The organism is Massilia sp. UBA6681 (assembly GCF_002454935.1).
In the GTDB taxonomy this organism is placed as follows: domain Bacteria; phylum Pseudomonadota; class Gammaproteobacteria; order Burkholderiales; family Burkholderiaceae_D; genus Telluria; species Telluria varians.
The window spans coordinates 1-21,542 of sequence record NZ_DKJX01000127.1 but is presented as its reverse complement, the minus strand read 5'-3'; the positions used below and the strand labels follow the sequence as shown (position 1 = coordinate 21,542).

Here is a 21,542-nt window from a genome sequence, read left to right as displayed (position 1 = left end):
TTCCTTTACATTTTTGCTAATTCTGGTAGTAATATTACACAGTGGCGTCTGCCACTGCTGCCGCCTGCGGCTAAGCGGTCCGGGCAATCAGCGTTTAAAAACAACGATTAAGGGGACATTATGCGCAACAGAGGTAGTTTGACTTCACGCTTGCATGTCAGCCTGGCTGCTTGCGGGATGCTTGCTGCAGTGGCCGGGATCGCCCTGCCGGCTAGCAGCGCCTTCGCCCAGCAGCCGGCCGCCAGCGCTGCCGCGCCGGTCGCGCCCGGCACCATCCGCATCCATTTCCGCCGCGTCCAGAACGATACCGCCCAGTGGGGCGTGTATTCCTGGGATGGCCCGGCCAGGCCGAGCTCGGCCTGGATCACGGACCGCTTCATGTTCACCCAGAGCGACGATTTCGGCGGCTGGGTCGACATTCCGCTGGCGCCAGGCAAGACCGCCCTGTGGTTCCTTGTCACCGACGGCAGCGGCACCAAGAACTGCGGCGCGGACCAGGGCGCGCAGCTGCCCGCCGACGTGGGTAGCCGTGGCCACGAGATCTGGCTGCTGGAGGGCGACTGCAGCATCTATACCGCGCCGCCGGCGCCCAGCTACGGCAGCCTGGCCCAGGCCGGCGCCCACTGGCTGGCCGCCGGCACCCTGGCCTGGCCGGGCGCACCCGCCAGCGGCAGCTACAAGCTGTACTACGCGGCGAACGGCGGCCTCGGTTCGGGCGCCGCCGGCGTCACCGGCTTTGACGGCAGCATGGACCTGAGCCTGGCGCCGCTGCCGGAGGCGGTGCGCGCGAAATTTCCGCACCTGGCCGGCAGCACCGGCCTGGCGCTGTCGACGCCAGACGCGGCCAAGGTCGCCGCCCTGGCCAGCGCCCAGTTCGCGATCGCCCAGTTCGACGCTGGCGGCAAGCTGGTGCAGGTGACCTCGCTGCAGACCGCCGGCATGCTCGACGAGGTGTTCGCCGCGCGCGCGGCCGACACCAGGCTCGGCGTGAGCTTCAACGGCGCCGGCGTGCCCACCTTCCGCCTGTGGGCGCCGACCGCCAAGTCGGTGGCGCTCGACATCTATCCGGACGCGAACGCGCCCGCCGCCAGCCAGGTGGCGATGCGCTTCGATGCCGCCACCGGAGTCTGGAGCTACACGGCCCCAAGTGCCGACTGGACCAACCGCGCCTACTACACCTACACCGTCAAGGTGCTGTCGCGCTGGGCCGACAACACGCTGGTGACGAATACCGTCACCGACCCCTACTCGGTGAGCCTGAACGCCAACAGCGCCCGCAGCTATCTCGCCAACCTCGACAGCTCCGAGCTCAAGCCGCGCAACTGGGACAAGCACCGCATCCCGGCGCTCGCGCATCCGGCCGACATCTCCATCTACGAGCTGCACGTGCGCGACTTCTCGCTGAACGACGACTCGGTACCCGCCGCGCGCCGCGGCAAGTACCTGGCTTTTGCCGAGCGCAATTCGCGCGGCATGCGCCACCTGCAGTCGCTGCAGAAGGCGGGCCTGAGCCACGTGCACCTGCTGCCCGTGTTCGACATCGCCAGCGTCAACGAAGCCGGCTGCGTGTCGCCCGTGATCCCGGATGCCGGCCCGGCCTCGGAAGCACAGCAGGCCGCGATCGAGGCGGTGCGCGATGCCGACTGCTTCAACTGGGGCTACGATCCGGTGCACTACAACGCCCCGGAAGGCAGCTATGCATCGAACGCCAACGACGGCGCCGCGCGCGTGCGCGAGTTCCGCGAGATGGTGCAGAGCCTGCACGAGGCCGGCCTGCGGGTCACCATGGACGTGGTCTACAACCACACCAGCGCCTCGCAGCAGGGCCAGCTGTCGACCCTCGACAAGATCGTGCCGACCTACTACTACCGCCTGAACGACAAGGGCGCCAACCTGAACGACAGCTGCTGCGCCGACACCGCCGCCGAGCACACCATGATGGCCAAGCTGATGACAGACTCGGTAGCGCTGTGGGCCAGCGCGTACAAGGTGGACAGCTTCCGCTTCGACATCATGAGCTTCGCGCCACTTAGCGTGATGAAGCAGTTGCAGGCGCGCGTCAACCAGGCCGCCGGCCGCGAGATCTACCTGTATGGCGAGGGCTGGAATTTCGGCGCGGTCGCCAATGACCAGCGCTTCGTGACGGCGCGCCAGGCCAACCTGTTCGGCACCGGCATCGGCTCCTTCAACGACCGCCTGCGCGACACGGTGCGCGGCGGCGGCTGCTGCGACGGCGGCGAGAACCTCGTCAAGGAGCAGGGCTTCATCAACGGCGTGTGGTACGACCCGAACCACCTGGCAAGGCAGTCGCGCGACGATGCGCTGCGCCTGGCCGACCTGGTGCGCGTGGGCCTGTCGGGCACCCTGCGCGACTACCGCTTCGTCGATCGTTTCGGTTCGCTGCGCAGCAATGCCGACATCGACTACTTCGGCCAGCGCGCCGGCTACACCGCCAGCCCGGTCGAGACGATCAACTACGTCGAGAAGCACGACAACCAGACCCTGTTCGACATCAACGCCTTCCGCCTGCCGCAATCGACCTCGCTGTCGGACCGGGTGCGGGTGCAGAACCTGGGCGCGGCCATCGTGCTGCTGTCGCAGGGCATTCCCTTCATCCATGCGGGACAGGAGCTGCTGCGTTCCAAGTCGCTCGACCGCGACAGCTACAACGCGGGCGACTGGTTCAACCGCCTCGACTACAGCTACGCGTCGAACAACTTCGGCGTGGGCCTGCCCTCAAGCGACAAGAACCGCGACAACTGGGGCCTGATGACGCCGGTGCTGGAAAACCCGCTGATCAAGCCGGATACCAGGGCGATCCTGGCGGCGAAGGAGGCTTTCGAGGACCTGCTCCGGATCCGCACGGACAGCAGCCTGTTCCGCCTGCGCAGCGCGAAGGACGTCGAAGAGCGCCTGCGATTCTACAACACCGGGCCGGACCAGTTGCCCGGCCTGGTGGTGATGCACATCGACGGGGAAAAGCCGGGCCGCTACCCGGACGCGCGCTACCGCAGCGTGGCGGTGCTGTTCAACGTGGACAAGGAAGCGAAGACGATCGCGATTCCGGAGCTAAAGGGGCGCAAGTTCAAGCTGCACCAGGTGCAGGTCAGCTCGCCTGACCCTGTGGTGAAGACGTCCGGCTACGGCGACGCCGACGGCAGCTTCACGATCCCGGCGCGCACGGCGGCGGTGTTCGTCGAGAGGGGGGCGAACCGCGGCGAGGAGTAAGCAGCAACAAGGTCAGGTGATCCTGGCCTTGTTCGCTGGCGGCCTGCGCGGCCCGATATGGATTACTTGCCGCTCATCCGATCGTTCTCGATTTCGGCTGCGCTCACGGTGCTGACCGCGCTGACGCCGGCGGTCTTCTTGCGCGGGATATTGCTGCCGACCGAGACGTAGTCATCATCTTGGGCCCGGCTCTCGCGCGGGGTAGAGGATTGATGGGCGCAGCCGCCCAGCAGGGTGGACGCGAGGGCGGCCAGCATCAACTTCTTCATACGATACAACTCCTTGTTCAAGACGTTTCAACAGGAGCGATTGTAGTGCCGCCCATGCCGGAAAGGGCGGCTTTTCCAGCGGCCACCGCGCGATTACCCATGGCGGATGGCTGCCTCGTGCTGCGCGCCGACGGCGCGTGCTTCACAGCGTGACTTCCAGGCCTTCGAAGGCCAGCCGCACCTGCAGCTCGCCCAGGCGCGCGCGGTAGCGCGCCATCACGGCGGCGAATGCGGCCTCGAGCTCGTCGTCGCTGCGGGTCGGCTCGTGGTGGGTGCAGTACAGGGCGCGCGCGCCCACGCGCAGCGCCATCTCGATGGCGCCATCGAAAGTGCCGTGGCCCCAGCCGGCCTTGGACGGGTATTCCTCGCGGGTGTAGGAGCAGTCGACGATCAGTGCGTCCACGCCGGCCATGGCGGCGTCGGTCGCGCGCTGGCGCTCGCCCAGGTGCGCTTCGAACGCGTCGAAGGCCGGGTCGCCCGGCGGATGGGGGTTGTGCCAGGGTTCGTGGTCGCCGGTGAAGAACAGCGAGCGGCCATGGCAGGAGATGCGGTAGCCGAGGTTGGTGACCGGGTGGTTCATCAGGACATTGCCGACCACCGCATCGCCGACCGCGACCGGCGTGCCGATGTCGAGGCTGCGGTACTCGATGGTGGCGCTCATCTGGGTTTCGCTGACCGGGAAGTAGCTGTTCTGCAGTTGCACCGCCATCACGTGCTCGATGCCCTTGCCAGTCACCGGGTCGTGGGCGCCGTGCAGGCGCACGCGGCTGCCCTTGATGAAGAGCGGCGTGAAGAAGGGCAGGCCGTGGATGTGGTCCCAGTGGCTGTGGGTGATGAAGATGTTGGCCTGGATCGCCGGCGCCTGCGGCCGCGCCAGTAGGTGCTGGGCCAGCGGGAACAGGCCGGTGCCGCCGTCGAGGATGATCAGGGTGCCATCGTCGCTGCGCACTTCGATGCAGGTGGTGTTGCCGCCGTAGCGCGCCGTGCGTGGACCGGGGGACGGTATCGAACCACGCACCCCCCAGAAACGGAATTTCATCGGGACTCCCAGCCGTGCTTGTTATGTTTTTTGAATACTGAGCATGATAAGGGTTTTGTTCCGCATGACATCAGATATCCGCATTTTTTGAACCCCCTACCCTGGGACATACACGGGGCGTAAGGAAGCTACACTTCTAAGAAATTAACTATTGGAAAAAAATTTCCGCATGCATATGCATACGGCCGCTTCCGGTTCAAAGACCATGCAAGAGCTGAATCCGACCCAAATCGCGCATCGCCATTCAGGAGCGCAGGGAGCGCGCGCGTTCCAGCAGCAGTTCGCGCTCGCGGCCGTTGGCGGTCATGGCGGCGGCCCGTTCGAATTCGCGGCGCGCTTCCTCGACCCGGCCCAGCTTGGCGAGCAGGTTGGCGCGCACGCTCGGCAGCCAGTGGTAGCCGGCCAGCTTGCCGCCAAGCGCCAGCGCGTCGGCCAGCGCCAGGCCGGCGGCCGGACCGTCGGCCATGCCGACGGCCACCGCGCGGTTCAGTTCGACCACCGGAGAAGGCTGGACCTGCGCCAGCTCGCCGTACAGCGCCGCGATTGCGCGCCAGTCGGTCTCTGTAGCAGCGCGGGCGCGGGCGTGGCAGGCCGCGATCTCGGCCTGCAGCAGGTAGGGGCCGCGCGCCAGGCCGATCTGCGCGGCGCGCGCGAGCGCCGCCAGGCCGCGCCGCACCAGCACCCCGTCCCAGCGCGAACGGTCCTGCTCGAGCAGCAGCACCGGGCGCCCTTCGGCGTCGAGGCGCGCTCCCATGCGCGAGGCCTGCAGTTCCATCAGCGCGACCAGGCCGTGCGCCTCCGGCTCGCCAGGGGCCAGTTCGGCCAGCATGCGGCCCAGGCGCAGGGCTTCGTCCACGAGGGCGGGACGCATCCAGTCCTCGCCCGCGGTGGCGGTATAGCCTTCGTTGAAGATCAGGTAGACGGCTTCCAGCACCGCGCCGAGGCGTTCGCCCAGCTCGTTCGGCGGCGGCAGTTCGAAGGGGACGCGCGCCTCGCCCAAGCTGCGTTTGGCGCGCACGATGCGCTGCGCCATGGTAGCCTCCGGCACCAGGAAGGCGCGTGCGATCTCCTGGGTGGACAGGCCGCCCAGCAGCTTGAGCGTGAGCGCCAGGCGGGCGTCGAGCGAGAGCACCGGGTGGCAGGCCGTGAACATCAGGCGCAGCAGGTCGTCGCCTATCACGTCGTTGCGGGCGGCGTCGAGGCCGTCGACGAAATCGGGCACGATGGTGGCCTCCTGGGCTTCGAGGTCGAGGCCGATCTGCTCCAGCTTCTGCTGGAGCAGGCGGTCGCGGCGCAGGCGGTCGAGCGCGGCGTGCTTGGCCGTGGCCGTGAGCCAGGCGCCGGGATTGTCCGGGATGCCCTGGCGCGGCCAGTGCTCGAGGGCCGCCACCAGCGCATCCTGGGCCAGCTCCTCGGCCAGGCCGACGTCGCGCACCATGCGCGCAAGGACCGCCACGATCCTGGCCGACTCGATGCGCCAGACGGCGGCGATGCTGCGTTCGACCTGGGCGTCCATTAAATCTGCGCTGCCGCGTCTTCCGCCTGCGCCGGCATGCCTTCCATATACGCCAGCTCCCACATGTGGCCGTCGAGGTCCTCGAAGCCGTGCTGGTACATGAAACCGTGGTCCTTCGGCGGGTTCGGCCAGCTGCCGCCGGCGGCTTTCGCCCTGGCGGCCATGTCGTCGACGGCGGCGCGGCTGTCGCAGGACAGGCACAGCAGCACTTCGGTCGACTTGCGCGCATCGGCGACCGGCTTGTTGGTGAAGCCCTGGAAGAAGGGCTCGGTCAGCAGCATCACGTAGATGTCCTCGCTGACGATCATGCAGGCCGCGTTCTGGTCGGTGAACTGCGGATTGAATGAAAAACCGAGCGCGCCGAAGAAGGCCTTGCTGCGCTCCAGGTCCTTCACTGGAAGGTTGACGTAGATCTGCTTGTTCATGCTGCTCTCCTTGTCTGCTCAGGCGGCGGCCTGCTGCTCGGGCATGCTCTCGATGAAGGTCAGCGCCCACATGTGGCCGTCCAGGTCTTCGAAGCCGTGCTGGTACATGAAGCCGTGGTCTTCCACCGGCTCCGGCAGGGTGGCGCCGAGGGCCAGGGCCTTGCTTGCGACGGCGTCGACCTCGGCCCGGCTGTCGCAGAACAGACACAGGAGCGCGATCCTGCTGCTGCGCGGATCGGCCAGCGGCTTGGCGCACAGGGTCCGGGCGATGTCTTCGGAGGCGAGCATCACGGTGATGTCGTCTGACACGATCATGCCGGCGCCGTGCTGGCTGCTGAAGCGCTCGTCGAAGCCGAAGCCCAGTCCGGCGAAGAAGGCCTTGCTGCGTTCGAGGTCCCGGACCGGGAGGGTGATGGCGATCTGCTTTTTCATGCTCGTTTCCTTGTTGGGGGGGAGTGTCAGGAGGGCAGGTCGGCCGGCTCGTAGAGCTGGCGGACTTCGATCTCGGCATTGGCGAACTCGCCGTGCGGGTTGGGGAAGCGGCGCGACCACTCCATCGCCTCCTCGCGCGAGCGCACCCCTATCAAGGTGTAGCCGGCGATCAGCTCCCTGGTGTCGGCGAACGGACCGTCGGTGACGGTCCGGCGCCCTTCGTCGTAGCGGATGCGCCAGCCGTCGCGGCTGGGGCGCAGGCCGTTGGCGTCGAGCAGGACGCCGGCGCGGGCCAGCTCCTGGTTGTACGCGGTCATGGCGTCGAACAGGGATTGGGCGGGCATGATGCCGGCTTCCGTGTCGGGGGTGGCCTTGACGATGATCATGAAACGCATGGTGGTCTCCTTGTCGTGGGATGGAAGCGTTGGGGGCTTCCATCTGCTACGACGAATGGGACGCCGGAATTTCGACATCACGGCCGAAATATTTTTCGTCACTGCGATATGGAATTGGATCCCGGCCTGCGCCGGGATGACGGCTCATGAGCTGGTGGAAGAAGTAGCATGTCGTCCCGGCGAAGGCCGGGACCCAATTTTGCGTGCTGGCAGTTAGCGGTCGAAGCAGGGGGCCAGGCCGCGCACCTCCACCGTCGCCCACTCGGCCGCCGGACACTGCTGCGCCAGCGCGACCGCTTCTTCGCGGGTGTCGACATTGACCAGGAAGAAGCCGCCGACCATCTCCTTGGCCTCGGCGAACGGTCCATCGACGATGCGCGCCTTCCCGGCCGGGACGGTGACGCGCACCGCCTTGTCTTGCGAGGCCAGCGATTCCGCTCCCAGCAGCAGGCCGCGGCTGCGCAGGTCCTCGCCCCAGCGCAGCATCCGGTCGTAGACGGCGCGACCCTCGGCCTCGCTGCGGGTGGCGCGCTGGCCGACGGGTTCATGGATCAACAGCATGTGCGGCATCGGCATCTCTCCTCTGTGATGAACGCGGCTATTCTAAGCTGCCTTCTGGCCGCCGGCACGCGCTTTGGGCAAATCCTGCGCGCAAGAACGCTGCACCATCCATTTGACTCCCAATTGCACCACCAGTGCGGCGCCGGTCGCCAGCAGGAAGGCCAGGCCGACCGGCTGCGAACCCAGCAGCAGCGACAGCACCAGGCAGAACACGGCAAAGGCATAGTAGCCGTTGACCATGCCGCGCAGCAGCGCCACCGCGAAGCCCGGACCGTTGGCACGGTGCGAGAAGCCGACCAGCACCGTGCTCATCACCGGGAACATCGCGAACAGGCCGGACAGGCGCGGGCCCAGGCTCGCGGCGGCATAGGTGACGCTCAGCGACAGCAGGGCGCCGGCCAGCATGCGCCAGGGCAGGTCAGCGGCGGGTTTGACGGCGGCGGCCGGCACCGGTGCCGGACCGAACAGGCGCGGCGCCCCCAGGAGCGCGATCACGACGGCGGCGAAGCCGGCCCACAGCGGCAGCTGGACGGGCAGGGCCTGCAGCACCAGCACGGCCAGGCCGTAGGCGAGCAGGGCGGCGCTCAATGCGCGCGGCATGCCGAGGTGGGCGCAGCGTGCATAGGCGACGCTGAAGACCAGGATGGCCAGCACCGCCAGCAGCGTGTTGCCGGCCGCGCTGGCGGCGAAGGCCGGACCCTGTTCGAGCGCGATCACCAGCAGGATCGGGCCGGAGACGATGGGGAAGGCGGACAGCCAGCCGGCCACGCCCGGCCCCCAGCGGCGGCCGGCCAGGGTGACGAGGGCGATCAGGACTGGTACGAGCAGGAGTTTCAGCAGGAAGATCATGCGTGGTGAATAGTCGGTAGAAATGAAAAACGCCCGCCAGGTGGCGAGCGTTCCGGATGCCCGCCTGCCTTCAACCGGCAGGCGATGGATGACGACCGGCTTACAGCACGTCGCTGGCATGGTCCGCCAGGCGCGAGCGTTCGCCGCGCGCCAGGGTGACGTGGCCGCTATGGCTCCAGCCCTTGAAGCGGTCGACCACGTAGGTCAGGCCGCTCGAGCCCTCGGTGAGGTAAGGCGTGTCGATCTGGGCGATGTTACCGAGGCACAGGATCTTGGTGCCGGGACCGGCGCGCGTGACCAGGGTCTTCATCTGCTTCGGCGTCAGGTTCTGCGCCTCGTCGATGATGAGGAACTTGTTCACGAAAGTACGGCCGCGCATGAAGTTCAGGGACTTGATCTTGATGCGCGAACGGATCAGGTCCTGGGTCGCGGCGCGGCCCCAGTCGCCGCCGTCGCTGTCGGACTTCATCAGCACTTCGAGGTTGTCGTCGAAAGCGCCCATCCACGGCGACATCTTCTCTTCCTCGGTACCAGGCAGGAAGCCGATGTCCTCGCCCACCGGCACCGTGACGCGGGTGACGATGATCTCGTTGTACTGCTTGGTCTCGAGCACCTGGGCCAGGCCCGCGGCCAGCGCCAGCAGGGTCTTCCCGGTACCGGCCTGTCCCAGCAGGGTGACGAAGTCGCACTCCGGGTTCATCAGGAGGTTGAGCGCGAAGTTCTGCTCGCGGTTGCGCGCCGTGATGCCCCACACGTTGTTCTTGTTGTGGCTGTAGTCGCGCAGGGTCTGGAACACGGCGGTCTTGCCGTTGATCTGTTTTACCTGGCCATAGAAGGGCGCTTCGCCGTTGCGCGGCTCGATGAACACGAACTGGTTCACGAGCAAGGTCGGGATCACCGGACCGGTCACGCGGTAATAGGTGGCCGAATTGCCGTTCTTGTTTTCCTGCCAGGACTCCATGTCCTTGCCGTGCTTGTTCCAGAAATCGTCCGGCAGCTGGACGATGCCCGAGTACAGCAGGTCGGTGTCTTCCAGCACGTGGTCGTTGAAGTAATCCTCGGCCGGCAGGCCCAGCGCACGCGCCTTGATGCGCATGTTGATGTCTTTCGACACCAGCACGATGGCGCGGCCATCCATCCGGTCTTCGAGTGCGCGGACGACGCCCAGGATCTGGTTGTCGGCCTTGCCCTCGGGCAGACCTTCCGGCAGGGGCGCGGACTCCAGGTTGGTCTGGAAGTACAGGCGACCCCTGGCATCCTTGTTGCCCAGCTTGGCCAGCGGGATGCCGGCCTCGATGGCGTCGTCGTCGACGTTGGCGATCAGGGCGTCGAGGGTGCGCGCCACCTGGCGGGCGTTGCGCGCGACTTCCGACATGCCCTTCTTGTGGTTGTCGAGCTCCTCGAGCGTCATCATCGGCAGGTAGACGTCGTGTTCCTCGAAGCGGAACAGCGAGGTCGGGTCATGCATCAGGACGTTGGTGTCGAGCACGAAGACCTTGGTGGTGCCGCTCTTGTCGGCCTTGCGGCTGGTGGACGACTTGACGTTGACTTCGACCGGCTTGTGCTTGGCCGGATGCGGCTGGTCGGCATCGAGCTCGCGCAGGCGCGCGCCGACGCCGTCCTTCGACTTGCGCGCCGGGCCCTTGGCCAGCGGAGCTTCGCCGGTAGGCGCTTCGGCGGCGGGTGCGCCGACGACGTCGACGGGGGCGGTGCCGGTCGTGCCTGCAGCAGTGCCGGCAAGGGCGGCATCATTGGCGGCAGGGGCGGCGGCGGCCTTGGCCTTGCGTGCCCGGGTCGCCTTCGGCGTCGGCACGGCCTGGCCGCTGATCAATTCTTCGAGTTCGGCATCGGCCGTCGCGGACGCCGGGCGCACGGGCGACTTGCCCGGTTCGGCCTTGGGATAATCTTTTGCCAGCAGCATGGTCGCTGGCTTGGTTGGCATTTTTGGCAGTGGCATCAGGTTCTCGATTCGAAAAAGGACTTAATAGGACGTGCGGGCGCAGCACGGGGCGCGCCGCTGCACGAAAACGATGCTACTTGGGGATGGTGCTGTGGCTGGCGATGCCAGCTTGAGGGCTGCAGCCGGAGGATGCCGGTCCGGCAGCAGCGGGAAGAATAATGCTGATGAGATACGCGGTGACTCAAAATAGGTGGCAATGTCCAGCAAAGTTATCGGTAACCGGGTTGCTGGAGCCATCCGTTTTCAGGGCTGGCTCTTCAGAAATTCCAGCACTTCGGCCACGTGGTCGTTGACTTTCACGCCACGCCATTCTTTCACCAATCGGCCTTGAGCGTCAATGATAAACGTACTGCGCTCAATGCCGCGCACTTGTTTGCCGTACATGTTTTTCATCTTCATGACACCGAACTGCGTGCAGACCGCTTCTTCCGGATCCGAGATCAATTCGAAGGGCAGGCCCAGCTTGCCCTTGAAGTTTTCGTGCGAGCGCAGGGAATCGCGGCTGATGCCGTAGATCTCGGCATGCGCGGCCTGGAACTCCGGATAGGCCTCGCGGAAGGCGATGCTCTCGGTGGTGCAGCCCGGCGTGTTGTCCTTCGGATAGAAGTACAGCACGGTGTACTTTGCCGGACGACCAGCCAGCTCGAAGGTCTGGCCTCCCGTCATGGGGGCGGAAAAGTTGTCGATGGTAGCGGCGGTTTGGCTCTCGGCCACGGGATTCTCCTGGTGTCATGGCGCACTGGCGCCGGGTCCCTGCAGGGCAGCGGATACCGGAATGATAATCGGCGCGGCCGCGCCTTGCTAGTCCGTATTTACGTCGACAATGCAGGTTTCACCCCGCAATATAGCGGGCGTTTTCATTTCTTCAAGATGCAAAACGGAAATATTTAGCTGCGCGCCAGCAGCACCACGCCCAGCACGATCACCGCGAGCGCCAGCATGCGCTGCGGCGAGATGACTTCGCCCAGGAACATCCAGGCGCCCACCGCGCCGATCACGTAGCCGAGCGAGAGCATCGGATAGGCGACCGTGACGTCGGTGCGCGACAGGCCCAGGATCCAGACCACCAGCGATACGCCGTAGCACAGCATGCCGACCACGATCGGCCACTGGGTGGCCACCTTGAGGCCGGTCATGAACCAGTTGTCGCGGGTGAGGTGGATGGCGCCGCCGAGGGCGTTGGTGCCGGCCTTGAGCAGGAGCTGGGCGGCGGCGTTCAGGATGACGCCGGTGATGATGAAGGCGAAAGCCGATGCGTTCATGGGGATGGTGGCTTGATGGGAGCGACGAAAATGGCACGAGCGCAGGCACACCGCGGCAGGGCGCGGCGCGAGTCCGGCGCGGCAGGGCGGGGAATCAGGCGCCGCTGCCAATGATGAGGGCCAGCGTGACCTTGCGGCCTTCGCCCATCAGCACGTTATAGGTGCGGCAGGCGGCCTGGTTGTCCATGCAGTCCACGCCGACGTGCATGCTCGACAGGCTGGCCACCAGTTTCGGGTGGATGAAACGCTGGCGCTCGCCGGTGCCGAGCACCACGACGTCCGGGGCATCCTTGGCGATTTCCTCGAAATGGGCGGGCGTCAGGTCTTCGAAACGGGTCACGTTCCAGGGGCGCGGCGGCACTTCCGGCATGACGGTCAGGCTGAAGTTGAAACGCTGGGCGTTGATCTCGACACCGCTGGCGTCATAGCCGGTGACGGTCTGGTATTGCTGGGTATTGTCGGAATGGAGCTTCATCGTAGCGCGGATGGCAATGACATCGAAACATCCATTGTAACCGGAGAGCCGGGCCGCCCCGCACGCCGGAAGGGTGGACGGCAAGCTGCGATCTTTCAGACGCCATTCGGCAGGATTTTATTTGGCCGGGAAGGGGTGAGGTTGCTTAAATCGGGCGCTTTCGGCAGAATGGGTATTTTTCGCACTGCAACAAATGTGCAGGCGCGAGACCTAGCTCACAGGGGACACTTTGCGACCGATCCTGAAATCGAACAAGCTGGACGACGTCTGCTACGAAATCCGCGGCCCGGCCCTGGAAAAGGCCCGCGAGATGGAAGACGACGGCCAGAAGATCATCAAGCTGAACATCGGCAACCTGGCCGTGTTCGGTTTCGATCCGCCCGACGAGATCGTGCACGACATGATCCGCAACATGCACGGCGCGGCCGGCTATACCGACTCCAAGGGCATGTTCGCACCGCGCAAGGCGGTGATGCACTATACCCAAAGCAAGAACATCGAGGGTGTCGGCATCGATGACATCTACCTGGGTAATGGCGCGTCGGAACTAATCGTGATGGCCATGCAGGGCCTGCTGAACAACGGCGACGAAGTGCTGGTGCCGGCGCCCGATTATCCCTTGTGGACCGCGGCGGTGAGCCTGGCCGGCGGCAACCCGGTGCACTACGTGTGCGACGAGCAGGCCGGCTGGTTGCCGGACATCGAGGACATGCGCCGGAAGATCACGCCGAACACGCGCGCGATCGTGGTCATCAACCCGAACAACCCGACCGGCGCCCTGTACCACCGCGAGGTGCTGCTCGAGATCGTCGAACTGGCGCGCCAGCACGGCCTGATCATCTACGCCGACGAGATCTACGACAAGACCCTGTACGACGGCGCGGAGCACGTCTCGATCGCCTCGCTGGCCGACGACGTGCTGTTCCTGACCCTGAACGGCCTGTCGAAGAACTACCGCTCCTGCGGCTACCGCGCCGGCTGGATGGTGGTGTCGGGCGACAAGCGCCACGCCAGGGGCTATATCGAGGGCCTGAACATGCTGGCCTCGATGCGCCTGTGCGCCAACGCGCCGGGCCAGTTCGCGATCCAGACCGCCCTCGGCGGTTATCAAAGTATTGCCGACCTGGTCGGCCCCGGCGGGCGCCTCTTGAAACAGCGCGACCTCGCGCACAAGCTGCTCACCGATATTCCGGGCGTGTCCTGCGTCAAGCCAAAAGCGGCGCTGTACATGTTCCCACGCCTCGACCCGAAGATGTACCCGATCGCGGACGACCAGCAGTTCATCTGTGAACTGCTGTCCGAGGAAAAAGTGCTGCTGGTGCAAGGCACCGGCTTCAACTGGATCGCCCCGGACCATTTCCGGCTGGTGTTCCTGCCCAATTCCGACGACCTGACGGATGCCTGCGGACGCATTGCGCGCTTCCTTGACGGCTACCGACGGCGCCATTCGCGCTGAGTGTGTGAAAAATTCGTCCATGGCTGCGTTGCCTCGTCTCGCCGTACTATCGTACTGTCTTCGACTCGGCGCCTTGCCCTGGCCGTTTTTTCACACCCTCTGATCCTGCAGGTCGGAACTTAACGAGATACGAGATCATGAAACCCATCAAAGTAGGCCTCCTGGGCATCGGCACCGTCGGCGCCGGCACCTTCAACGTTCTTCAACGCAACCAGGAGGATATCCGCCGCCGCGCCGGCCGCGGTATTGAGATTACGATGGTGGCGGCGCGTAACCTGGAGAAGGCGCGCGGGATCGTCGGCGCCGGCGTGGAAGTCGTCGGCGACCCCTTCGCCGTGGTGAACCACCCGGACATCGACATCGTTGTCGAGCTGATCGGTGGCTACGACTTGCCGCGTGAACTGGTGCTCAAGGCGATTGCCAACGGCAAGCACGTGGTGACCGCGAACAAGGCGCTGCTGGCCCTGCACGGCAACGAAATCTTTGCCGCGGCCCAGGAAAAGGGCGTGATGGTGGCCTTCGAGGCGGCGGTCGCCGGCGGCGTGCCGATCATCAAGGCGCTGCGCGAGGGCCTCACCGCCAACCGCATCGAGTCGGTGGCCGGCATCATCAACGGCACCACCAATTTCATCCTCTCGGAAATGCGCGAGAAAGGGCTGGATTTCGCCACCGTGCTGAACCAGGCCCAGGAGCTGGGCTATGCCGAGGCCGACCCGACCTTCGACATCGAGGGCGTGGACGCGGCGCACAAGCTGACCATCATGTCGGCGATCGCCTTCGGCATTCCGGTGCAGTTCGACAAGGCCTACATCGAGGGCATCAGCCAGCTGCAGGCCCGCGACATCCGCTACGCCGAACAGCTCGGCTACCGCATCAAGCTGCTGGGCATCGCGCGCCGCACCCATATTGAAGGGGAAAACGGCGGCGAGGGCATCGAGCTGCGCGTGCACCCGACCCTGATCCCGGCGGCGCGCCTGATCGCCAACGTGGAAGGCGCGATGAACGCGGTGCTGGTGCAGGCCGACGCGGTCGGTCCATCGCTCTATTATGGCAAGGGTGCGGGAGCGGAGCCGACTGCCTCGAGCGTGATCGCCGACCTGGTCGACGTGACCCGCCTGGCCACCGTCGATCCGTACTGCCGCGTGCCGCACCTGGCCTTCCAGCCGAACGAGATGACCGACGTCGCCATCGTGCCGATGGCCGAGATCACCACCAGCTACTACCTGCGCGTGTATGTGAAGGACCAGCTCGGCGTGATGGCCGACCTGACCCGCATCCTGGCCGACGCCGGCATCTCGATCGACGCGGTGCTGCAGAAGGAGCCGGGCGACCAGGTCAACCTCGACATCATCCTGCTGACTCACCAGACCCGCGAGAAGAACATCATCGCGGCGATCGAGAAGATCGAGAAGCTGCCGGCGGTGATCGGCAAGGTCACGCGTATTCGCCTGGAAACCCTGGCCTGAGGAGGGATGCCGCCGCCGACTGGCGGCTGCAACATGATTCGATTTTGCGGCATTGCTTGCAGAATCGAATCATTTTTTTTGTCCAGTCCTCAGGTCTGGGGTAGGCCGAGCGGCTGCATCGCGTGCGGGGGCAGGGCATCCTGCCAGGCTGATGGCGCAGTGTCGTCATCGTCGATGAAGGCACAGGACAGGGCCAGCATGTCGTGTTCGATGTGGTCGAACAGCGCGGTTGTCACGCTGGCGTAGCGGAGGAGGAAGTCGGAAGAAGTCATCCGCGGATTCTACCTGCGCTGCGCTGCACAATCGTGTTGTATGTACGAGTGCTTGAGACGTTTCAATCAAGTTTATCAATGCCTCCGGTTGACATGGCGCGCCGCTTGAACCGTTCGGCGGTCTATGCTTTTTACCCATCCGGTATCGCCAGCCGACACTTTAGGAATTAATATCGGCAACGCAACAATAAAACAGGGTAATCCACCTGGTGAGCTGTTGTAGATTACGCCTTCCAATGTTCACGAGCCAACCCGCATGAGCCAACCGAGCCAGTTTTCCCTGCTGACCCAGCGCCGTTTCGGCCCCTTCTTCTGGACCCAGTTCTTTGGCGCCTTCAACGACAACCTGTTCAAGACCGCGCTGCTGGTTGCGCTGACCTTCGACACGGCGAACTGGACCACGGCCGACCCGGGCATGCTGAACAACCTGATCGCCGGCCTGTTCATCCTGCCCTTCGTGCTGTTCTCGGCGACCTCCGGCCAGATCGCCGACAAGTTCGACAAGGGGCGCATGGCCAGGTTCGTCAAGCTGCTGGAAATCGCCATCATGCTGGTGGCCGGCATCGGCTGGCTGACCCATACGCTATGGGTCCTGATCGCTGCCGTGGTCGGCATGGGCCTGCACTCGACCCTGTTCGGTCCGGTCAAGTACGCCTACCTGCCGCAGCACCTGAAATCCGACGAGCTGGTGGGCGGCAATGGCGTGATCGAGATGGGGACCTTTGTCGGCATCCTGCTGGGCGAAGTCGCGGGCACCCTGCTGGTCGGCGTGAAACCCTGGGGCATCGAACTGGTCGCCGGCGGCACGCTGCTGTGCGCAGTGCTGGGCCTGGCCGCCAGCTGGCGCATTCCGCCCTCGCCGGCGCCGGTGCCTGAGCTGAAAATCAGCCGCAACCCCTTCGCCGAATCGATCCGCAACCTGAAGTTCTCGAGCCAGAACCGCACCGTGTTCCTGTCGATGCTGGGCAATTCCTGGTTCTGGTTCTACGGCGCGCTGGTGCTGTCGCAGTTCCCGCTGTACGCCAAGGATTACCTGCACGGCGACCACAGCGTGATCATGCTGCTGCTGACCGTGTTCTCGCTCGGGATCGGCGCCGGCTCGCTGCTGTGCGAGAAGCTGTCGGGCCGCAAGGTGGAGATCGGCCTGGTGCCGTTCGGCTCGATCGGCCTGTCGGTGTTCGGCATCGACCTGTATTTCGCGAGCGTGGCCTATGCCGAGCTCAACGGCGCCGCGACCGTCGGCGCCCTCACGTTGCTCGGCCTGCCGGGCGCATGGCGCATCATGCTCGACCTGGTGCTGATCGGCGTATTCGGCGGCCTGTTCATCGTGCCGCTGTTCGCCCTGATCCAGACCCGCTGCGACCGGAAGCACGTCTCGCGCACCATCGCCGGCATGAACATCCTGAATGCGCTGTTCATGGTGGCCGCCGCCGGCCTGGCCATCGTGCTGCTGGGGCAGGGCTTCACGATTCCCGAGATGTTCCTGGTGACGGCGCTGCTGAACGCCTGCGTGGCGGTGTACATCTTCTCGCTGGTGCCGGAATTCCTGATGCGCTTCCTGGCCTGGATCCTGATTCATACCGGCTACCGCGTGCGCACCATCGACGCCGACCGCATTCCCGAGCAGGGCCCGGCGGTGCTGGTCTGCAACCACGTGAGCTATGTCGACGCGCTCGTCATCGGCGCCGCCAGCCCGCGCCCGATCCGTTTCGTGATGGACCACCGCATCTTCAGGACGCCTTTCCTGCGCTGGATCTTCCGCGCAGCCAAGGCGATCCCGATTGCGCCGGCCAAGGAAGACCCGTTCATGATGGAGCGCGCCTTTGTGGACATCGCAGAAGCGCTGCACCAGGGCGAACTGGTGTGCATCTTCCCGGAAGGGAAGCTGACCCATACCGGCGAAATCAACGAGTTCCGCAGCGGGATCGCCAAGATCGTCGAGCGCAGCAAGGTGCCGGTGATCCCGATGGCGCTGCGCGGGCTGTGGGGCAGCGTGTTCACGCGCGATAAGTCGAACGTGTTCGAGCGCTCGTTCGCGCGCGGCATCCGTTCGAAGCTGGCGCTGGCGGTGGGGCAGCCGGTGGCGCCGGAGGCGGCGTCGCCGGAGTATCTCCAGCAGCAGGTGCTGGAACTGAGGGGCGAGTGGAAATAGGCAGGCTTACGGTGATCGTGAGTGGACCTTGGACGATTATTGAACCTTATCCTCATCCGCATGCGCAAGGAGGCCGATGATGCGACCGTTCATTTTTGCTGCTGTCCTGTCCTGCTCTGCATCGTCTGGCGTCATGGCCTGCGGGCCAGTTGCGCCTGAGTTTTGGGAAGACTCGCCAAAGCGCGTGAAGTCGAATTTCGACAATGCGGAATTTGTGGTCGTTGCGCTTGTCAGCGACGTCAGAAACGTATCGGTCTCAGATAAGACATTCCCTCGTTTTACATCCGTCGTAGAGCGCGCCAGGTTTCGCGTTGAGCGCTCATTCAAGGGGAAACTGAAACCCGGCGATACGTTCACGATCGAATCCGGCAAGACTGCTTGTGGGCGCGGGGTCTTGAGCGCGGAATGGGCCCCCCTGACATCCGGGGAAGAGTTGCCGCGAGCCGAATACCCAAAACGATGGCTCATCTATTACACGTCAACGCCGTTCATGCCGAATTCCCCCGTCCAGCCTCCGGCTTTTGAAATCAGCGTATCACGGCAGAGCATGCCAGTAGACTACGCGTCCTATGACCTGGAGCTACTAAAGAAGTTTGCTGGGTCATGGACACGGCAGAGGGGGCGCCAGGATCGTTGAGCGCAGCAAGGTGCCGGTGATCCCGATGGCGCTGCGCGGACTGTAGGGCAGCTGGTGGCGCCCGAGGCGGCGTCGTCGGAGTATCTGCAGCAGCAAGCAGACGCGACTGCCGGCACGCAAGCCCTTGATGACGAGGGCTCCGGATCCGCATGACAAACCGCCCTGGCGCTTCACGCTGCCGCGCCAGGCGCGGGCGCATCCATTACATCATCAGGATGCGTTCGGTAGCGACTTCTGTTGCTTGTTTTGCTTATGGAAGAACAAGCCCATGGTTGCCGTCGCAAGCACAAGGAGAACGCTTGCAGGGTCGACGGTGACGTTGACGCGCACATCTACTTTGACGTCTTTCATATCTTTCCTCGATGCGTGGTTGAGTCTTGCTGAACGCAGCAATGCCTTTGAACTCAAGCATAGCATGGGCTGTTGACCGAACGAGCTCGGGACGGCCTGACGATCACGGGATGGCGGGAATCGGCACCGCCATGCTTGGTGACGGCGCATGGGTGACGCGGAAAAGCAAAAGGCCAACCGATGGTTGGCCCTGCTTGATTGATTTGTTGGTCGGGGCGAGAGGATTCGAACCTCCGACCCCCTGCACCCCATGCAGGTACGCTACCAGGCTGCGCTACGCCCCGACGAACTCTGAAATTATATCAGAGCTCGTCCGAATACTTGAGTTTTTGTAATAGGTTTGTGCTCAGTTTTTTGCGCTTTCACAGACGGCCTGCGTCAATACGGCCTGATCTAGGCGAAGGCAAGCGTCGCGTCGTCCGTGCGTGCCGGCCTGTGCGGGGCGGCAGCCAGCAGCTCGACGGCGGCCTCCAGCACGGTGCGCGGCGCCACGGAGTCCAGGCAGGCATGGTGACCCTGCGGGCAGCTGCTGCGCAGGCAGTTGCGGCAGCTGACGTCGTGGAACAGCAGGCGGTGCGCCACGCGCCACGGGGTGTGCTGGGGATTGGTCAGCGCATACAGGTCGACCAGCGGCGTGCCGACGGCGGCCGCGATGTGCGCCGGGCCGGTGTTGCCGGTGATGAGCAGGCTTGCGCCGCGGATCAGCGCACCCAGTTCGCCCAGTCCGAGCTTGCCGATCAGGGAATGCGCCGGGCTGCGCCAGCCGTCGGTGAGCGGGCGCAGCGCCTCCACGTCGTTGCCGTCGCCGGTGAGGATGATCTTGTGCTTGAACTGCCTGTGCAGCATGCCGATCAAGACCAGCCAGTGGCGGATGGGATAGCGGCGCGAGGCGGCGCTCGCCCCCGCATGCAGCACCAGGTAGGGTGCTGACGGATCGACCGCCCCTTCCTCCAGCATGGCACTGACGCGCGCGGCGTGGGCCGCGGCGACGGCGAAGGAGAGCGAGGTGTCGGACGTGGTGCAGCCGACGTCGGCCACCAGGTCGAGCTGGCGCTGCACTTCGTGGCGGGTCGCCCGTTCGCGCTCGCGCTCCGGCACCCAGTGAGTGAGCAGCTGGTAAGGCTTCTCGCGGCAGGAGGCCAGGCGCAAGGGAATGCCCGCCAGCTGGCACAGCATCGCGGCGGGCAGGGGGCTTTGCGAGTACGACGTAAACATGACGGCGGCATCGAAGCGCTGGGCAGCGAGCTGCGCGGCGCATTCCTGCAGCGCTTGCGCGCCCATGGGGTGGTCGTGCTTCATCCACGGGGCACGAAAACCGATCGCAGCGTCGAGCTCGGGAACGTACGGCGCTACCGCCGCGCCCGACGGGGAGCTGAGCAGGGTCAGGTGGCAGCCCGGCAGGGATTGACGCAAGGCCCGGATCGCCGGCGTGCACATGAGTACGTCGCCCAGCGAATCGAGCCGGACGCACAGGATGCGCCGTGCGGCCTGCCAGGGTCGTGGCGACTGGGCGTTGACGGGCGCCTCCGCGTGAACCAATCTCACAGTCGCGCCTCCTCGTGCGAGGCGATCAGCACGGCCGCTGCATACAGGTCGGGCGCCATCCGGGTGGGCACGCGGCGCGGGCCGAGCCGCCATTCGGTCTCGTTGCCGTTGTCGATCAGGAGCGTGCGGCAGCCGGCGCGGTTGCCGGCTTCGACGTCGTGCAGGATGTCGCCGATCATCCAGGACTCGCGCAGCTTGATGTCGTGGTCCTGCGCTGCCTTGATGAGCATGCCGGGCGAAGGCTTGCGGCAGGCGCACACCATGGCGTAGCTGCCGACCGTGCCCAGCGGGTGGTGCGGGCAGTAATAGAAGCCGTCCAGCGACAGATTCTCGCGGAACAGCAGGTCGGCCAGGCGGTCGGCGACCGGTCCCATGGCGTCTTCGCCGAAGCAGCCGTGCGCGATGCCGGACTGGTTGGTCACGACGAAGAAGCGGTAGTCGAGCCGGGCCAGCAGCCGCAGGGCGGCGCCGGCGCCGCTCACCAGCTGGATCCGGCGCGGCTCGACGTTATAGGGCAGGTCGTCGACCAGGGTGCCGTCCTTGTCGAGGAAGATCGCTTTCATGGCCAGGAGGTTTCGCGCAGCGGCAGGACCGTGAGTTCGGCGACCACCGTGGCGGGCGGCAGCACCAGCACGGAATGGATGGCCTCGGCGACGTCGGCCGGGTCTTGCAGGCTGTCGGCGTCGAGGTCGGGGAAACGGTCGAGCAGGAAGGGAGTGCGCATGCCGCCGGCGATCACGGCGGTGACGCGGATGTTTTCCGGCCGCAGTTCGGCGTGCAGGGCGTGCGACAGGCCCAGCAGGCCCCATTTGCTTGCGTGGTAGGCGCTGGCGTTGGGTCAGGCGCGCTTGGCGGCGGTGGAGGCGATGTTGACGATGTGGCCGCCGCCGTGGCGGCGCATGGCCTCGGCCGCGTACTTGGAGAGCAGGAAGGGCGCCGTCAGGTTGGTGCCCACCACGCGCAGCCAGTCCTGGTCCGCGAGTTCGGCGATCGGCAGGGTGACGTCGGTGCCGGCATTGTTGACAAGGATGTCGAGGCGGCCCAGCACGTCGACGGCATGCTCCACCACGCGCGGCGCCACCGTGGGGTCGGCGATGTCGACGCCCAGGGCGTGCGCCTGCACGCCCAGTTCGCGCAGCTGCGCCATGTTGTCGGCCAGGCGCGCGGCCTGCCGGTCGACGCCGAAGATGCTGGCGCCGGAGGCGGCCAGCCGGCGTGCGAGGGCGGCGCCCAGGCCGCTGGCGGCGCCGGT

21 protein-coding genes, 1 tRNA gene and 1 pseudogene are annotated in these 21,542 nt (G+C 65.5%); 4 read left to right on the top strand and 19 right to left on the bottom strand.

Going from position 1 to position 21,542, the window contains the following annotated elements; translation table 11 throughout:
* The first annotated feature begins 177 nt into the window (after window positions 1–177).
* A complete protein-coding gene (gene pulA, locus B2R83_RS23455) occupies window positions 178–3,228 on the top strand; it encodes a pullulanase-type alpha-1,6-glucosidase (RefSeq protein ID WP_292045548.1) in 3,051 nt (1,016 codons plus the stop codon).
* Between the two features lie 62 nt (window positions 3,229–3,290).
* Here pulA and B2R83_RS23450 read toward each other — a convergent pair whose 3' ends face one another.
* From B2R83_RS23450 to B2R83_RS23395, 12 genes are all read right to left on the bottom strand, one after another.
* Window positions 3,291–3,497, bottom strand: coding sequence for a hypothetical protein (locus B2R83_RS23450; RefSeq protein WP_292045545.1), 207 nt, complete (start codon window positions 3,495–3,497; stop codon window positions 3,291–3,293).
* A 142-nt stretch (window positions 3,498–3,639) separates the two neighbouring features.
* A complete protein-coding gene (locus tag B2R83_RS23445; protein ID WP_292045543.1) occupies window positions 3,640–4,536 on the bottom strand; it encodes an MBL fold metallo-hydrolase in 897 nt (298 codons plus the stop codon).
* 244 nt (window positions 4,537–4,780) lie between these two features.
* Window positions 4,781–6,052: an RNA polymerase sigma factor gene (locus tag B2R83_RS23440; protein WP_292045541.1), complete on the bottom strand. Its 1,272-nt coding sequence runs from the start codon at window positions 6,050–6,052 to the stop codon at window positions 4,781–4,783.
* Window positions 6,052–6,477 (bottom strand): VOC family protein, encoded by a 426-nt coding sequence (locus B2R83_RS23435; protein ID WP_292045539.1) that lies wholly within the window; start codon window positions 6,475–6,477, stop codon window positions 6,052–6,054. Before B2R83_RS23435 ends, B2R83_RS23440 begins: the two co-directional genes overlap by 1 nt.
* An 18-nt stretch (window positions 6,478–6,495) precedes the next feature.
* Window positions 6,496–6,909, bottom strand: a complete 414-nt coding sequence (locus tag B2R83_RS23430; protein ID WP_292045538.1) for a VOC family protein — start codon at window positions 6,907–6,909, stop codon at window positions 6,496–6,498.
* A gap of 26 nt (window positions 6,910–6,935) precedes the next feature.
* On the bottom strand, window positions 6,936–7,304 hold the full coding sequence (locus B2R83_RS23425; protein ID WP_292045537.1) for a YciI family protein: 369 nt from the start codon (window positions 7,302–7,304) through the stop codon (window positions 6,936–6,938).
* A gap of 213 nt (window positions 7,305–7,517) precedes the next feature.
* Entirely contained in the window at window positions 7,518–7,874 is a 357-nt protein-coding gene (locus tag B2R83_RS23420; protein WP_292045535.1) for a YciI family protein, read from the bottom strand.
* 33 nt (window positions 7,875–7,907) lie between these two features.
* The gene (locus B2R83_RS23415; RefSeq protein ID WP_292045533.1) at window positions 7,908–8,714 is read right to left on the bottom strand and encodes a hypothetical protein; all 807 of its coding nucleotides are present in this window, start codon (window positions 8,712–8,714) and stop codon (window positions 7,908–7,910) included.
* A 100-nt stretch (window positions 8,715–8,814) separates the two neighbouring features.
* The gene (locus B2R83_RS23410) at window positions 8,815–10,671 is read right to left on the bottom strand and encodes a PhoH family protein (RefSeq protein WP_292045532.1); all 1,857 of its coding nucleotides are present in this window, start codon (window positions 10,669–10,671) and stop codon (window positions 8,815–8,817) included.
* Between the two features lie 246 nt (window positions 10,672–10,917).
* On the bottom strand, window positions 10,918–11,388 hold the full coding sequence (locus tag B2R83_RS23405; protein WP_292045530.1) for a peroxiredoxin: 471 nt from the start codon (window positions 11,386–11,388) through the stop codon (window positions 10,918–10,920).
* 173 nt (window positions 11,389–11,561) lie between these two features.
* Window positions 11,562–11,936 carry an SMR family transporter gene (locus B2R83_RS23400; protein ID WP_209589020.1) on the bottom strand — a complete coding sequence of 125 codons (375 nt, stop codon included), beginning with the start codon at window positions 11,934–11,936 and terminating at the stop codon, window positions 11,562–11,564.
* 94 nt (window positions 11,937–12,030) lie between these two features.
* A complete protein-coding gene (locus tag B2R83_RS23395) occupies window positions 12,031–12,411 on the bottom strand; it encodes an Mth938-like domain-containing protein (protein WP_292045528.1) in 381 nt (126 codons plus the stop codon).
* Window positions 12,412–12,640: 229 nt separating this feature from the next.
* On the opposite strand from B2R83_RS23395, the gene B2R83_RS23390 reads away from it, so the two are divergent.
* Both B2R83_RS23390 and B2R83_RS23385 read left to right on the top strand, forming a co-directional pair.
* The gene (locus tag B2R83_RS23390) at window positions 12,641–13,867 is read left to right on the top strand and encodes a pyridoxal phosphate-dependent aminotransferase (RefSeq protein WP_292045526.1); all 1,227 of its coding nucleotides are present in this window, start codon (window positions 12,641–12,643) and stop codon (window positions 13,865–13,867) included.
* A 137-nt stretch (window positions 13,868–14,004) separates the two neighbouring features.
* On the top strand, window positions 14,005–15,333 hold the full coding sequence (locus tag B2R83_RS23385; protein ID WP_292045524.1) for a homoserine dehydrogenase: 1,329 nt from the start codon (window positions 14,005–14,007) through the stop codon (window positions 15,331–15,333).
* An 89-nt stretch (window positions 15,334–15,422) separates the two neighbouring features.
* Here B2R83_RS23385 and B2R83_RS23380 read toward each other — a convergent pair whose 3' ends face one another.
* On the bottom strand, window positions 15,423–15,605 hold the full coding sequence (locus tag B2R83_RS23380; protein ID WP_292045522.1) for a hypothetical protein: 183 nt from the start codon (window positions 15,603–15,605) through the stop codon (window positions 15,423–15,425).
* 256 nt (window positions 15,606–15,861) lie between these two features.
* Between B2R83_RS23380 and B2R83_RS23375 the strand changes: the two genes are divergently transcribed.
* Window positions 15,862–17,757: an MFS transporter gene (locus B2R83_RS23375; RefSeq protein WP_292045521.1), complete on the top strand. Its 1,896-nt coding sequence runs from the start codon at window positions 15,862–15,864 to the stop codon at window positions 17,755–17,757.
* A 36-nt stretch (window positions 17,758–17,793) separates the two neighbouring features.
* Here the strand turns inward: B2R83_RS23375 and B2R83_RS23370 are convergent, their stop codons facing one another.
* The 6 genes and pseudogenes from B2R83_RS23370 to B2R83_RS23345 form a co-directional block, all read right to left on the bottom strand.
* Entirely contained in the window at window positions 17,794–18,225 is a 432-nt protein-coding gene (locus tag B2R83_RS23370; protein WP_156923789.1) for a hypothetical protein, read from the bottom strand.
* Window positions 18,226–18,604: 379 nt separating this feature from the next.
* Window positions 18,605–18,745 carry a hypothetical protein gene (locus B2R83_RS23365; RefSeq protein ID WP_292045517.1) on the bottom strand — a complete coding sequence of 47 codons (141 nt, stop codon included), beginning with the start codon at window positions 18,743–18,745 and terminating at the stop codon, window positions 18,605–18,607.
* Window positions 18,746–18,952: 207 nt separating this feature from the next.
* Window positions 18,953–19,029, bottom strand: a tRNA-Pro gene (locus B2R83_RS23360).
* Between the two features lie 109 nt (window positions 19,030–19,138).
* Window positions 19,139–20,290: a glycosyltransferase family 9 protein gene (locus B2R83_RS23355; protein WP_292045514.1), complete on the bottom strand. Its 1,152-nt coding sequence runs from the start codon at window positions 20,288–20,290 to the stop codon at window positions 19,139–19,141.
* Window positions 20,287–20,853, bottom strand: coding sequence for a D-glycero-alpha-D-manno-heptose-1,7-bisphosphate 7-phosphatase (locus tag B2R83_RS23350; protein WP_292045512.1), 567 nt, complete (start codon window positions 20,851–20,853; stop codon window positions 20,287–20,289). The genes B2R83_RS23355 and B2R83_RS23350 overlap by 4 nt, the downstream gene beginning before the upstream one ends.
* Window positions 20,850–21,542, bottom strand: a pseudogene (locus B2R83_RS23345) (SDR family oxidoreductase); the annotation flags it as partial. The gene B2R83_RS23350 and the pseudogene B2R83_RS23345, both read right to left, overlap by 4 nt.

What these genes read in the sequence shown, in the direction of transcription:
- pulA (WP_292045548.1), top strand. Translation starts at nt 178, where the DNA reads ATGCTTGCTGCAGTGGCCGGGATCGCCCTGCCGGCTAGCAGCGCCTTC.
- B2R83_RS23450 (WP_292045545.1), bottom strand. Translation starts at nt 3,497, where the DNA reads ATGAAGAAGTTGATGCTGGCCGCCCTCGCGTCCACCCTGCTGGGCGGC.
- B2R83_RS23445 (WP_292045543.1), bottom strand. Translation starts at nt 4,536, where the DNA reads ATGAAATTCCGTTTCTGGGGGGTGCGTGGTTCGATACCGTCCCCCGGT.
- B2R83_RS23440 (WP_292045541.1), bottom strand. Translation starts at nt 6,052, where the DNA reads ATGGACGCCCAGGTCGAACGCAGCATCGCCGCCGTCTGGCGCATCGAG.
- B2R83_RS23435 (WP_292045539.1), bottom strand. Translation starts at nt 6,477, where the DNA reads ATGAACAAGCAGATCTACGTCAACCTTCCAGTGAAGGACCTGGAGCGC.
- B2R83_RS23430 (WP_292045538.1), bottom strand. Translation starts at nt 6,909, where the DNA reads ATGAAAAAGCAGATCGCCATCACCCTCCCGGTCCGGGACCTCGAACGC.
- B2R83_RS23425 (WP_292045537.1), bottom strand. Translation starts at nt 7,304, where the DNA reads ATGCGTTTCATGATCATCGTCAAGGCCACCCCCGACACGGAAGCCGGC.
- B2R83_RS23420 (WP_292045535.1), bottom strand. Translation starts at nt 7,874, where the DNA reads ATGCCGCACATGCTGTTGATCCATGAACCCGTCGGCCAGCGCGCCACC.
- B2R83_RS23415 (WP_292045533.1), bottom strand. Translation starts at nt 8,714, where the DNA reads ATGATCTTCCTGCTGAAACTCCTGCTCGTACCAGTCCTGATCGCCCTC.
- B2R83_RS23410 (WP_292045532.1), bottom strand. Translation starts at nt 10,671, where the DNA reads ATGCCACTGCCAAAAATGCCAACCAAGCCAGCGACCATGCTGCTGGCA.
- B2R83_RS23400 (WP_209589020.1), bottom strand. Translation starts at nt 11,936, where the DNA reads ATGAACGCATCGGCTTTCGCCTTCATCATCACCGGCGTCATCCTGAAC.
- B2R83_RS23395 (WP_292045528.1), bottom strand. Translation starts at nt 12,411, where the DNA reads ATGAAGCTCCATTCCGACAATACCCAGCAATACCAGACCGTCACCGGC.
- B2R83_RS23385 (WP_292045524.1), top strand. Translation starts at nt 14,005, where the DNA reads ATGAAACCCATCAAAGTAGGCCTCCTGGGCATCGGCACCGTCGGCGCC.
- B2R83_RS23380 (WP_292045522.1), bottom strand. Translation starts at nt 15,605, where the DNA reads ATGACTTCTTCCGACTTCCTCCTCCGCTACGCCAGCGTGACAACCGCG.
- B2R83_RS23375 (WP_292045521.1), top strand. Translation starts at nt 15,862, where the DNA reads ATGAGCCAACCGAGCCAGTTTTCCCTGCTGACCCAGCGCCGTTTCGGC.
- B2R83_RS23370 (WP_156923789.1), bottom strand. Translation starts at nt 18,225, where the DNA reads ATGAGCCATCGTTTTGGGTATTCGGCTCGCGGCAACTCTTCCCCGGAT.
- B2R83_RS23365 (WP_292045517.1), bottom strand. Translation starts at nt 18,745, where the DNA reads ATGAAAGACGTCAAAGTAGATGTGCGCGTCAACGTCACCGTCGACCCT.
- B2R83_RS23350 (WP_292045512.1), bottom strand. Translation starts at nt 20,853, where the DNA reads ATGAAAGCGATCTTCCTCGACAAGGACGGCACCCTGGTCGACGACCTG.